This window comes from Herbiconiux sp. 11R-BC (genome assembly GCF_049472555.1).
Classification (GTDB): domain Bacteria; phylum Actinomycetota; class Actinomycetes; order Actinomycetales; family Microbacteriaceae; genus Herbiconiux.
The window spans coordinates 158,361-171,022 of sequence record NZ_JBCEBO010000008.1; the positions used below are offsets into that span (position 1 = coordinate 158,361).

General features: G+C 71.5%; 12 protein-coding genes. 4 read left to right on the top strand and 8 right to left on the bottom strand.

Translation table 11 applies throughout. From position 1 onward, the window contains the following. Positions 1-35: 35 nt before the first annotated feature. The gene (locus VD659_RS17250; RefSeq protein ID WP_423262267.1) at positions 36-980 is read left to right on the top strand and encodes an NAD-dependent epimerase/dehydratase family protein; all 945 of its coding nucleotides are present in this window, start codon (positions 36-38) and stop codon (positions 978-980) included. A gap of 143 nt (positions 981-1,123) precedes the next feature. Here VD659_RS17250 and VD659_RS17255 read toward each other — a convergent pair whose 3' ends face one another. The 4 genes from VD659_RS17255 to VD659_RS17270 form a co-directional block, all read right to left on the bottom strand. Next, positions 1,124-2,215 carry a 1-deoxy-D-xylulose-5-phosphate reductoisomerase gene (locus VD659_RS17255; RefSeq protein ID WP_423262268.1) on the bottom strand — a complete coding sequence of 364 codons (1,092 nt, stop codon included), beginning with the start codon at positions 2,213-2,215 and terminating at the stop codon, positions 1,124-1,126. 70 nt (positions 2,216-2,285) lie between these two features. After that, a complete protein-coding gene (locus VD659_RS17260; RefSeq protein ID WP_423262269.1) occupies positions 2,286-3,296 on the bottom strand; it encodes an FKBP-type peptidyl-prolyl cis-trans isomerase in 1,011 nt (336 codons plus the stop codon). A 44-nt stretch (positions 3,297-3,340) separates the two neighbouring features. Continuing rightward, positions 3,341-4,693, bottom strand: coding sequence for an MFS transporter (locus VD659_RS17265; protein WP_423262270.1), 1,353 nt, complete (start codon positions 4,691-4,693; stop codon positions 3,341-3,343). A gap of 46 nt (positions 4,694-4,739) precedes the next feature. Next, entirely contained in the window at positions 4,740-6,176 is a 1,437-nt protein-coding gene (locus VD659_RS17270; RefSeq protein ID WP_423262271.1) for an MFS transporter, read from the bottom strand. Between the two features lie 89 nt (positions 6,177-6,265). Between VD659_RS17270 and VD659_RS17275 the strand changes: the two genes are divergently transcribed. Then, a complete protein-coding gene (locus tag VD659_RS17275; RefSeq protein ID WP_423262272.1) occupies positions 6,266-7,321 on the top strand; it encodes a glycoside hydrolase family 76 protein in 1,056 nt (351 codons plus the stop codon). A gap of 73 nt (positions 7,322-7,394) precedes the next feature. Here the strand turns inward: VD659_RS17275 and VD659_RS17280 are convergent, their stop codons facing one another. Both VD659_RS17280 and VD659_RS17285 read right to left on the bottom strand, forming a co-directional pair. Then, a complete protein-coding gene (locus VD659_RS17280) occupies positions 7,395-7,958 on the bottom strand; it encodes a hypothetical protein (RefSeq protein WP_423262273.1) in 564 nt (187 codons plus the stop codon). A gap of 1 nt (position 7,959) precedes the next feature. Beyond that, positions 7,960-8,436, bottom strand: a complete 477-nt coding sequence (locus VD659_RS17285) for an OsmC family protein (protein ID WP_423262274.1) — start codon at positions 8,434-8,436, stop codon at positions 7,960-7,962. Positions 8,437-8,487: 51 nt separating this feature from the next. Here VD659_RS17285 and gabT point away from each other — a divergent pair, with 51 nt between their 5' ends. Continuing rightward, the gene (gabT, locus tag VD659_RS17290) at positions 8,488-9,861 is read left to right on the top strand and encodes a 4-aminobutyrate--2-oxoglutarate transaminase (protein ID WP_423262275.1); all 1,374 of its coding nucleotides are present in this window, start codon (positions 8,488-8,490) and stop codon (positions 9,859-9,861) included. Positions 9,862-9,863: 2 nt separating this feature from the next. After that, a complete protein-coding gene (locus tag VD659_RS17295) occupies positions 9,864-10,868 on the top strand; it encodes an asparaginase (RefSeq protein WP_423262276.1) in 1,005 nt (334 codons plus the stop codon). 17 nt (positions 10,869-10,885) lie between these two features. Here VD659_RS17295 and VD659_RS17300 read toward each other — a convergent pair whose 3' ends face one another. Continuing rightward, complete coding sequence (locus VD659_RS17300) at positions 10,886-11,752, bottom strand: ABC transporter permease (protein WP_423262277.1); 867 nt, start codon at positions 11,750-11,752, stop codon at positions 10,886-10,888. Continuing rightward, a complete protein-coding gene (locus tag VD659_RS17305) occupies positions 11,749-12,660 on the bottom strand; it encodes an ABC transporter permease (RefSeq protein WP_423262278.1) in 912 nt (303 codons plus the stop codon). Before VD659_RS17305 ends, VD659_RS17300 begins: the two co-directional genes overlap by 4 nt. Between the last annotated feature and the right edge of the window lie 2 nt (positions 12,661-12,662).

Genomic DNA, 12,662 nt, shown 5'->3' on the forward strand with positions numbered 1-12,662 from the left:
CTGATCGTTCGCTGAGCGAAGCGTGAGGAGATCCCGTGGCGGTTCAGCTGGTGGTCGGGGCCGGTCACATCGGCGGTCAGCTGGCTTCGCGGCTCGCGGCTCGGGGCGACGAGGTGCGGGTGGCCACCCGCTCGGGCACAGCCGTGGCCGGATGCGCGTCGCTGCGCCTGGATGCCTCCGACCCGGCTGCGTTCACGGCGGCCGCGACGGGTGCCGCGACCATCTTCCTGGTGACGAATCCGCCCTACTGGACCTGGCCGGTCGAGTGGCCGCCCGTCTTCACGGCGGCGATCGAGGCGGCGCACGCATCCGGGGCCCGTCTCGTGATCATGGGCAATCTCTACGCCTACGGCCCGACGCGCACCCCGATGACCGAGGGCTCGCCGCTCGTCACCACCGAGACGAAGGGGCTCGTGCGCAAGACGGGGTGGCTGCAGGCGGCGGAGGCCGCGGCGCGCGGCGAGATCCGGGTGAGCGAGGTGCGGGCGAGCGACTACTTCGGCCCGGGCGTCGGCGGCACGAACCACCTCGGCGCCGGCTTCTTCACGGCGTTGCGCCGCTCGCGCACGGCGAGGGTCGTGGGCTCGCCGGATGCGCGGCACAGCTGGAGCTACCTGCCCGACATCGTGACGACACTCGTCGCGGCCGCCGACGCCCCCGGCGGCACGGCCGCAGACGGCTCGGATGCACCGGCCGCGCGGGTCTTCCTCGTGCCGTCGACCACGCGCACCTTCCGCGAGATCGCGGCGGAGACGAACGCCCTCTCCGGCTCGCACGGCCGCGTCGCCCCCTGGCCGCGCGGACTGCTGCGCCTGGTCGGCGTGTTCTCCCCGCTCATCCGCGAGGTACGGGCGTCGAGCTACCAGTTCACCGACGCCTTCGTGGTGGATTCGGCCGTGACCGAGCGCGAACTCGGCATCCGGGCCACCCCGTGGGCCGACGCCCTGCGCACGACCGCCCTCTCCTACCCCGCCCCCTGACCCATCACCTCCCCCATCCCTGCCAATCGCCGAGCCGTCGGACGAACGTCATAACTCGTGAACATGCACGTAGTTTCGACGGCTCGGCGAAACAGGGGTGGCGGGGTGGGGTAGGGGCTCGTGGGGTGAGGGTGGTGGGGGGCTCAGGCCGCGGCGATGAGCGCGTCGGCCGTGGCGCGGCCCCAGAGCTCGGCCTCGGCGAGCGACTCGCGGGTGACGGCCTCGCCCGGCATCTCGTGGGCGTCGACCACCCGCTGCACGGTGTCGACGATGTCGAGGAACCCGATGCGCCCGGCGTGGAAGGCGTGCACCGCCTGCTCGTTCGCGGCGTTGAAGACCGCCGGGTAGCTGCCGCCGGCGCGGCCCACCTGCTTCGCGAGCGCCACCGCGGGGAACGCCACCTCGTCGAGGGGCGCGAACGTCCAGCTGTGCGAGGCCGTCCAGTCCAGGGGCGCACCGACGCCGGCGACCCGCGCGGGCCACTGCAGGCCGAGCGAGATCGGCAGCCGCATGTCGGGCGGTGAGGCCTGTGCGATCGTGGAGCCGTCGACGAACTCCACCATGGAGTGCACCACCGACTGCGGATGCACGGTCACGGCGATGTCGGCGTAGGGAACGTCGAACAGCAGGTGCGCCTCGATCACCTCGAGGCCCTTGTTCACGAGGGTGGCCGAGTTCGTGGTGACCACGAGACCCATGTCCCAGGTGGGGTGGGCGAGCGCCTCGCGCGGCGTGACGTGGGCCATCTCGGCGCGCGACCGCCCGCGGAACGGACCGCCGGATGCGGTGAGCACGAGGCGGGACACCTCCTGCGCGGTGCCCGAACGCAGCGCCTGGGCGATGGCCGAGTGCTCCGAGTCGACGGGCACGATCTGCCCGGGCCGGGCGGCGCCCTTCACGAGGTCGCCGCCCACGATCAGGCTCTCCTTGTTGGCGAGAGCCAGGGTGCGGCCCGCCTCGAGGGCGGCGAGCGTGGGTCCGAGCCCGACGGATCCGGTGATGCCGTTGAGCACCACGTCGCACTCGACGTCGCGCACGAGCTGCTCCGCCTCACGAGCGCCCAGCCCCGTCGCCGCGGGGTCGACGCCGAACTCGGCGGCCTGCGCAGCCATCGCCGTGCGGTTCGTTCCCGCGATGAGGCCGACCACCTCGAACAGCTCCGGATTCGCCCGGATGACGTCGAGGGCCTGCACTCCGATGGAGCCGGTGGAACCGAGGATGATGACACGTCTCACCGTGCCATCATCGCATCCGGTCCACCGGCCCGGCGATTCGCCGGACGGACGGCCCGTGGGCCATCCGCTCCTACGGGGTCGGCGTCGGCGTCGGCGTGGTGGCCGGCGGCGTGGTGGTGTTCAGGATGTCGATCACGAACACCAGGGTGTCGGTGCCCGAGATGCCCGCGGCGCTGTTGCCGGCGGAGCCGTAGCCCTGGTCCGGCGGGATGACCACGAGAACCTGGGATCCGACGGTCTGGCCGACCATCGCGGCCGCGAAGCCCTTGACGACGCCGGTGGTCTGGAAGGTGCGCGGACCGCCCTGGCCCCAGCTCTGGTCGAAGACCTTGCCGGTGCCCCAGACGAGGCCCTGGTACTGCACGGTGACGTTGTCGCCGTCGGCGACCGTGGCGCCGGTGCCCTTCTTGAGCACCTCGGTCTGCAGCGTGGCGGGCGGGTCGGCCGAGGGGATGGTGACGGTCGGGGCGCCCGTGGTGTCGTCGAGGGTGACGGTGGGGAAGCCGTCCTGCGGCGCCTGGTCGGCGCCGTCGGCGCGGGTCGGGATGATCGCCTCGACGTCGGCGACCATCACCATGCTGTCGGTGGCGGCGATGCCGAGCGAGGTGTTGCCGGTGGTGCCGAAGCCGTCGGCCGGCGGGATGACCGCGACGACGCGGGAGCCCACCGTGGAGCACGCGACGGCGTTGACGATGCCGGGGATGAACTGGGTCGAGTCGACCGTGAGCTGCAGCTGCGTGCCGCCGGCGTCGAGCGTGGAGAACACCTGCTTGCCGCTCGTGCCGTTGTAGATGGTGAAGTCGATGGTGGCGACGTCGCCGTTCTGCACGACGGCTCCGTCGCCGGTCGTGACGACGGTGCGCTGGGTGGCGTCGACGGTCAGCGGACCGGTGAAGGTCGTGGTCGGCGCGGCCTGGAAGTCGCCCGCGACGGTGACACCTTCGGAGGCGCTGCCGGAGGCCGTCGGCGTGCAGTCGCTCGATGCCGCGTTCGTCGACGAGGCGTCGCCGGAGGCTGAGCAGCCCGCGAGCAGGAGGGTGGCGGCGACGGCTGCTGCGGCCAATGCCGGGAGTGAGCGCATGGTTCCTCTTCGTGAGTGTCGGGGGGATCGCGTGACAGTCTTGCTCAGTCCGCTTGGTCCAAGCTGGTGACCCGCTGGGAGCGGGCCCGGTGCGCCGCCAGCATCACGAGCCCGCAGACACCGACCACGAAGGCCCCGACCACGGTCACGACGAAGCCCGATCGGGCCGACAGGCCGTCCATGAGGATGCCCGCGACAGATGAACCGGCGGTGACGCCCACACTCATGGCGGTCGACGGCCAGGTCAACGCCTCGGTGAGCCGCGCGGGGTCGACACGGGATTCCACGAGCCCCATCCCGGAGATGAGGAGCGGCGTCGTGACCAGGCCCGAGAGGAGCAGCACGATCCCGAGCACCGTCACATCCGGGACGAAAGCGACGACCGGGAGCACCAGCGCGTAGAGCACCGCGGCACTGCCCACGCGCACGACGGGCGGCACGGTGAAGCGGAGCAGTCCGAACACGAGACCGGCCGCCACGCTGCCGAGGGCGTACATCGCGAGCAGGAACCCGGCCGCTGCGGGTTCGCCGGCCGCGTTCGCCACGCCGACGGCGGTGAGGTCGATCGAGCCGAAGACGAGCCCGACCCCGAGGAAGAGCGGCAGGGTGCCGGCGACGCCCTCGGGCAGGCGGCGCCAGAGTGGCGGACGGGCGCGGCGCCCCGCGGGCCTGGCGCCGCCGGCGACGGCCGCGGCATCCGGATGCCCGGGCTGCTGCGGCGCCGGCGGGATGCGGGTGGCCTCCGTCGGCGCCGCCGCGTTCTGGGCGGCTTCCTCGCGCACCGGGGGTTCGGTCCTGCGCTGCAGCACGAGCGCCACTCCCCCGGCGATCCCGAGCACGAGCCCCACCCCGAAGCCGAGCACGGGGCTCACCGCGGCCGCGAGCACGGTCACCACCGGCGGCCCGATGACATACACAGACTCGTCGGCCACGGACTCGATCGAGTAGGCCGTGTGCCGTTGGTGGCCGGGCGGCAGCAGGTTCGACCAGCGGGCGCGGGTGACCGAGCCGATGTCGACCGCGCTGCCGCCGACGAGGAAGGCGGCGAGGAACCAGGTCCAGACCGGCAGATCGGCCGTGACGCTCCCCACCAGGAACACCCCGGCGAGCGTCGAGGCGGCGAGGCCCGCGAGGAGCACGCGCTGCTGGCCGTAGTGGTCCATGGCGCGCGACCAGAGCGGGCCGAGCAGGGCGGTGCCCACCACGATGGCCGCGGCCACACCGGCGGCGAGCGTGTAGCGGCCGGTGGCGCCGGCGATGAGCAGCACCGAACCGAGGCTCAGCGTGGAGCGCGGCATCCGGCCGAACCAGCCGGCCACGACGAAGGCGGCCGATCCGGGCACGGCGAAGATCTCGCGGTAGCCCCGCAGGGCGGTGGGTGTCTTCGGAGAAGGCACGGGCACTCGGCATTCTGGTCGCAGCGAAGGCGGGAATGCCCACCGGCTACTCGGGCGACGTGGCGAGTCTATCGGGCTGCGGTCCCGCATCCGGAGCAGGATGCGCGGGGCCGGCCGGATGCGCGGGGTTGCGGATGCCGAGGAACGACACCACGCCGCCCGCGATGAAGAACAGGGCGGCGACCAGCACCACGCGGTGGAATCCGGCCAGATCGAGAACCGCGGCGCCGGTGATGATGCTCGCGAGGGCGACGGCGATGAGGCCCGCCACGCGCGAGACGGCGTTGTTGACCGCCGAGGCGATTCCGGAGCGCGACGGGTCGATGGCGCCGAGGATGGCGGCCGTGAGCGGTGCGACCGTGATGGCCATTCCCAGGCCGAAGACGACGATGGCCGGCAGCACCTGCGTGAGATAGGGGGCCTGCTCGTCGACGCGCAGCATCAGCAGGAACCCGCTGCCGGCGATGAGCGGGCCGGCCGTCATGAACAGCCGCGGCCCGAGGCGGCCGCTCAGCTTGCCGAACAGGGTGGAGAGCGAGATCAGCAGCAGGCTCGTGGGGATCATGGCGAATCCGGCCTCGGTCGCGCTGTAGCCCGCCACCTGCTGCAGGAAGACGGCGATGGTGAAGAAGCCGAGCGAGAGCGCCCCGTAGATGAGGAAGGTCGAGACGTTGCCCACCGAGAAGTTGCGCACCCGGAACAGGCTGAGCGGCAGCATCGGCTGGGCCGTGAAACGCTCGTTGACGAGGAAGCCGGCGAGCGCCAGCACGCCCACGACGAGCGGCACGAGCACGACCGGGGAGCCCCAGCCGAAGTTCGCCTGCTCGATCAGGGCGAACACCGGCAGCCCGAGGCCGAGGATGCCCAGAACGGCGCCGAGCACGTCGATGCGCGCGCCGGGCGCGTGGTGGCGGTCGGGCTCGAGCTTGGTGAGCAGCACGATGGTCACGGCGATGGGCAGCACGTTGATGCCGAACACGAAGCGCCAGGAGAGCTGATCGACGAGCACGCCGCCGAGGATGGGGCCGGCGATGTTGGCGGTGCTGGTCCAGGCGGTCCAGGTGCCGATGGCGCGGCCCTGGGCGGGGCCGCTGAAGTTGGCGAGGATGATGGCGAGCGACGACGGCACGAGCAGCGCGCCCGCGATGCCCTGGAGGCCGCGCGACACGATCAGGAACTCGATCGTCGGAGCGGAGGCGCACAGCAGGGAGGTGACGCCGAAGCCGATGAGGCCGGCGAGAAGCACCTTCTTGCGGCCGAACACGTCCGACAACGAGCCGGCGAGCAGGATGACGGCGCCGAGCGTGATGAGGTAGGCGTCGACCACCCACTGCTGGGCCGAGAGACCGCCGCCGAGCTCGCGTCCGATGGCCGGGAGCGCCACGTTGATGACGGTGGCGTCGAGGAACGACACGATGGCCGACAGGATGGCCACGATCAGAACGAAACGCTGCTGCCGGGACATGGCCTCAGTCAAGTGCATCCTTTGCTCGACCGCGAGGCCTGCGTCGCTGTTTGCGACGATCCGAGCACACCGGGCGGCACACGGACCGGACGCCCTAGGGTGGGCGGATGGACGAGCGTCTGGGGCGGGCGGCCGAGCTCGCGCAGCACGGGCTGAGCCGGAGCTTCCGCTCCCGGCTCGTTCCGGGGCGGCTGCGCAACACCTCTCGATTCCGGTGGCGCCAGAGCTTCGCCCTGAACTACTGGTGGCTCGCGCACGCCGTGGAGGTGCGGGTCGACGCCTTCGAGCGCACGGGCGATCCGGCCCGCCTCGCCGAGGCGGAGCGACTCTACGCGCAGCTGAAGCGCCGCAATCGCGGACTCTTCAACGACTACTTCGACGACATGGGGTGGCTGTGCATCGCGGCGCTGCGACTCCACGACGCGGGCGGGTCGCGCGCATCCGCTTCGCCCTACCTCGCCGACGCGGTGGCGCTGTTCGCGCGCATCCACGACCGCGGCTGGAACCCACTGCACGGCGAGAGCGTGTCCTGGCGGGTGCAGCAGCCCGGCTACAAGAATGCGCCGAGCAACGGGGCGTTCGCGATCGCGGCCCTGCGCCTGTTCGCGCGCACGGGGGACGAGCGGATGCGCGTGGCCGGCGAGGCCGCCCTGAGCTGGCTCACCGAGAACCTCCTCTCCCCCGGCGGGCTGGTGGTAGACGGCCTCGGGCGCACCGGCGGCGCCGAGCGCGACGACGCGTGGGTGTTCAGCTACAACCAGGGGCTCTACGTCGGGGCTCTCGTGGAGGCGTACGCGTCGTCTGGCGACGAGACACTCCTTGCACGGGCCGCGCGCACGGCGGAGGCGGCGATCGCCGCGCTCGCACCCGACGGCGTCATCCGCGGCGAGCAGGCGCGGCTCGACGAGCGCGGAGGCGGCGACGTGGGCCTGTTCAAGGGCGTCTTCGTGCGGTACCTCGCGCTACTCGTGGGCGCGCTGCCGCCCGGCACGGACCGCGCGGAGCTGCTGGGGTTCCTGCGCGGGACGACGAGCGCGCTGGCCGCGCACCTCGACGCCGACGGCCGCGCCGGCGACGACTGGAGCGCCGCTCCGCCGCCTGTCACGGCGATGTCGACCCAGCTGTCCGCCGTGATGGCGCTGGAGGCGGTCGCGCGGCTCTGACCCTCCGCTCGGGCGGCGGTCGGAATGGGATTCGGGGGTCGCGTGCGCAGGATGTGGAGACGACCCCGGAATCTCATTCCGTTCGGGGAAGGACGACGTGGAAGTGCACGATCGGGGCGTCGCTGTGCACCGTGATCGTGCGCGAACGGTCGACGCCCGCCGGTGCGGCGAGCGGCACGGCGCCCGGGAGTGACTCGTAGCGCACGCTCGTGACACCCGCGCCGTCGGCGGCGGCCTCGCCCGGCGCCGACGGGCGCTCGGGCGCGGCGGGGTCACCCGGCTCTGCGAGCGCGATGCGCTCTCCTGGTGCGGCGTGATCGGCCGGCGCGAGCGCCGGCAGCCGACCGCCAGCGAAGACAGGGTCGGCGATCGTGCAGTCGACCCGCACCCGGCCGGCGCGCGTCACGGCCACGGCGGTGAGCTCGACCGCGCGGCTGATGCTCGTGCGAGGCGGCGGCCCGGCTCCGTGCAGCTCGGCGAACAGCTCGACCGCTTCACGCACGAAGGCGTCGCCGAGCGTTCCGCGCAGGGTGCGACCCCGCACGAAGACCTCGACGGCGGCGGGCTCCACGGGCCGTGGTGCGGGTGATCCGGGCCCGACGCGCGGCGCTGCCGCGCCCGATCCGGCCACGCTCATCTCAGATGGCCGGTTCGACGACGAGCACGCCCTCGTGCCGCACCGGGAAGTTCACCGAGTTCGCGATGAAGCACTTCTCGCCGGCCTCGCGGTGCATCCGCTCGAACCGCTCCTCGTCGAGCGGCCCGGCGACCGTGACGCGCGGATGCAGGGTGACGCTCGTGAAGCGGCCCCCGTCGCCCTCTTGCAGCATCACGCCCTCCGCGGCATCCGTGTAGGCCGTCACGACCACGCCGTGGACGACGGCCACATGCAGGAAGGAGAGCATGTGGCATTCGCTGAGCGCCGCCACGAGGAGCTCCTCGGGGTTCCAGCGGTCGGCGTCGCCGTGGAAGGTGCGGTCGGCCGACGCCTCGATCACCGGCTTGCCGGCCGCCGCGATCACGTTCTGGCGGCCGTATTCGCGGTAGTGACTCGTGCCGCTGCCGCGATTGCCAAGCCAGGCCACATCCACGCTGTAGTGATGCTCAGGTTTCACCCGGCCATGCTAACCCTCCCGCGGAGGCCCCTGGCCTAAACTCGGAAGACTATGACTGACACCATCGACACCTCGATCGCGACCCCGAGCTACTCGGTCACCCAGGAGCGGAGGATCGTCACGGCGATCCCCGGCCCGAAGTCGGAGGAGCTGCACCGCCGCCGCCTCGCCGTGGTGCCGCGCGGGGTGTCGAGCGCGCTGCCGGTGTACATCGCCAAGGCGAACGGCGCGATCCTCGTCGACGTCGACGGCAACCAGTTCATCGACCTCGGCGCGGGCATCGGCGTCACCACCGTCGGCCACACCGAGAAGGCCGTCGTGGATGCGGCGGCCGGCCAGCTGCAGGACGTCATCCACACGCTCTTCACCATCACCCCCTACGAGGAGTACGTGCGGGTGGCCGAGCTGCTCGCCGAGCACACCCCCGGCGACTTCGAGAAGCGCACGGTGCTCGTGAACTCGGGCGCAGAGGCGGTGGAGAACGGCGTCAAGATCGCCCGCAAGCACACCGGCCGCAACGGCGTCGCCGTGCTCGAGCACGCCTACCACGGCCGCACCAACCTCACCATGGCCATGAACTTCAAGGCCGCGCCCTACTCCACCGGCTTCGGCCCGTTCGCGGGCGACGTGTACCGCGCGCCGAACTCCTACCCTTACCACGACGGCCTCTCCGGCACCGAGGCGGCGGCACGCACCATCAACTACCTCGAGAAGACCGTCGGCGCCGCCGACCTGGCCTGCCTCGTGGTGGAGCCCATCCAGGGCGAGGGCGGCTTCGTGGTGCCGGCCGAGGGCTTCCTCCCCGCTCTGCAGGAGTGGTGCACGGCGCAGGGCATCGTGTTCATCGCCGACGAGATCCAGAGCGGCATGGCCCGCACCGGCGCCTACTTCGCGAGCGAGCACTTCGGCCTCGTGCCCGACATGGTGCTCTCGGCCAAGGGCATCGCGGGCGGCCTGCCGCTCGCCGGCGTCACCGGCCGCGCCGAGATCATGGACGCGGCCCAGCCGGGCGGCCTCGGCGGCACCTTCGGCGGCAACCCGGTGGCTGCGGCGGCCGCGATCGCCGTGTTCGAGCAGATCGAGGCCGGCTCGCTGCTGGCCGAGGCCAAGCGCATCGAGCAGACGCTCTACGCCGGGCTCCTCGAGCTGCAGGCGAAGTACGACATCATCGGCGAGGTGCGCGGCATCGGCGCCATGGTGGCGATCGAGCTCGTCGAGCCGGGCACCGCGTCGACGACGAAGACCCCGAACGCCGAAGCCGTGAACGCGATCGTGGCCTTCGCTGCGCAGCGCGGCGTGCTCGTGCTCACCGCGGGAACCTACGGCAACGTGCTGCGCTTCCTGCCGAGCCTCGCCGTCTCCGACGCCCTGCTCGCCGACGCGCTCTCGGTGCTCGACGAGGCCTTCGCGTCGCTGGGCGCGTGAACATGGGCACGGCTTCGGAACCGGGCGCTCCGTCGCTCGGCACCGCGAGTCTGGCCGAGTCGGTCGAGCTCGCCGTGGTCGACCGCAGCGGCTTCGTGGAGTCGCGCCACGCGGGTTCGGCCGTCGTGCTCTCCCCGGCCGGCGAGGTCGTCGCGAGCTTCGGCGCACCGGAACGCCCGGTCTACCCGCGCTCGAGCCTGAAGCCGTTCCAGGCGCTCACCGTGCTCGAATCGGGCGTCGAGCTCGATCCGCTGCAGTCGGCGATGGCGATGGCGAGCCACACGGCCACTCCGGCGCACCTCGCCGTGGTGCGGTCGATGCTCGACCTCGGCGGCCTCACGCCCGACGCGCTCGGCTGCCCGGCCGACTGGCCCGCCGACTCCGCCACCCGCACCGAGGTGATCCGCAGCGGCGGGCGCCCCGAGCGGCTGTTCATGACCTGCTCGGGCAAGCACGCCGCCATGCTGCTCGCGTGCGCGGCGAACGGCTGGAACACCGCCGACTATCTCGAGCCGGCGCATCCGCTGCAGCAGCGCATCCTGGCCACGGTCGAACGCCTCACCGGCGAGCCCGTGGTGCACACCGGGGTCGACGGATGCGGCACCCCGGTGCACGCGATGTCGCTGATCGCGCTGGCCCGCGGCTACAACCGCGTGCGGCTGGCCGACGAGGGCCCGGCCCGTCGCCTCGTCGACGGTGCCCTCGCGAACGGCTGGGTCGTCGAGGGGCCCGGGCGCCCGAACAGCATCGTGATCGACCGCCTCGGCGTTCTCGCGAAGTTCGGCGCCGACGGCGTGATGGTTCTCGTCGCGCCCGACGGCACCACGGTGACCCTCAAGATGCTCGACGGCAGTCTGCGCCCGGCCACCCTCGTCGCGCTCACGCTGCTGGCGCGCCACAGTGCGCTCGACGCAGCGGCGGTCGCCGAGGTGGTCTCCGAGCTCGACCTCACCGTGTGGGGCCGCGGAGAACCGGTGGGCGCCGTGACGGTGTCGCCGAGCCTCTGAAGGCCGGCTGACCGGCCCTAGCTCTGCTTGGCGAGACGCTTCGCCCGGGCCGCGCGGGAGACCTGCGCCACCACCACGATCACGATCGCGAGCAGGAACACCGCCGACGCGATGACGTTCACCTGCGCCGGGATGCCTCGGGCCGCCGCGATGTAGATGAACTTGGGGAAGGTGTCGACCGAGCCCGAGTTGAAGTTCGTGATGATGAAGTCGTCGAAGCTCAGGGCGAAGGAGAGCAGCGCGGCCGCCGCGATCCCGGGCAGCAGCAGCGGGAAGGTGATGCGCCAGAACACCTGCGCGGGCGAGCCGTAGAGGTCGCGCCCCGCCTCTTCGAGGGCTGGGTCGAGGCTCGCCACCCGCGCCTTCACCGTCACCACGACGAAGCTGATGCAGAACATCGTGTGCGCCAGGATGATGGTGAGCAGCCCCTTCTCGGTGCCGAGCGTCAGGAACTGAGCGGCGAGACCCGCACCGAGCACGACCTCGGGTGTGGCCATCGGCAGGAACAGCAGCAGGCTGATGGCCGAGCGGAACCGGAAGCGGTAGCGCACGAGCGCGATGGCGATCAGGGTGCCGAGCGCGGTGGCGACGACCGTCGAGACGACGCCAACGAGGATGCTGTTGCCGAAGGCCTCGCAGAGCCCCTGCGTGTTGCAGACCGTGAGCCACTTGTCGAGGGTGAACCCCTGCCAGGCGATGTTGAGCTTGCCGGAGTCGTTGAACGAGAACACGAAGGTGTACGCGATCGGGATGAGCAGGAACAGCAGAGCGAGACCGGTGTAGATCGGCAGGCCGATGCCGCGCAGGCGGCTGCGGCGCCGAGGCGCCGGCGAGGGCTCGAAGGAGGCCTGCTCGAAGGCTTTCGCGGGGACCGCACTGGTCATATCAGGTCCTCCGTTCCGGAGCGGCGTACGTAGATGCCCACGATGATGAGGATCACCGCCATCAGCACGATCGACAGCGCGGCGGCGATCGGGTAGTTCTGCAGCACGAGGAAGTTGGCCTCGATCGCGTTGCCGACCATCGCCGTGGAGGAACTGCCGAGGAAGTCGCGGCTCGCGTTGATGTAGTCACCGGCCGCCGGGATGAAGGTGAGCAGGGTTCCTGAGACGATGCCGGGCATCGAGAGCGGGATGGTGACCTTGCGGAACACGGTGAACGGGCTCGCGTAGAGGTCTGCTCCCGCCTCGATGTAGCGCAGGTCGAGCCGCTCGAGGGTGGCGTAGAGCGGCAAGGTCATGAACGGGATGAAGTTGTAGGTGAGACCGAAGATCACCGAGAAGGTGGTGCCGGTGAGGTGGCCGTCGGAGGGCAGGATGGCGACGGTCTTCAGGAACTGCACGATCGGTCCCTCGTCACTCATGATCTGCTTCCAGGCGAGGGTGCGCAGCAGGAAGCTGATGAAGAAGGGCGCGATCACGAGGGTGAGCAGCAGGCTCTGCAGGAGCGGCCACCGCCGCGCCTTCACCCCGATGAAGTAGGCGATCGGGTAGCTGATGATCAGCGCGAGCACCGTGGCGATGATCGCGAACCCGAAGGCGCGCAGCACGAGGGGCCAGTATTCGCCCATCGCGTCGGTGTAGTTCTGCCACTGGAACCCGGCCGTGTACTCCCCCACGTCGCCGTCGATCACCGGCTGCTGGAACGAGGTGATGACGAGCGAGATCAGCGGGGCGAGGAAGAACAGCACCAGGTAGAGGATGCCGGGCAGCAGCAGCACGAGCGCGATGAAGCTCCGCTTGCGCGGCGCTTGCTCGACGACCGCCTGCGAGGAGAACGCGGTGAAGGCCATGG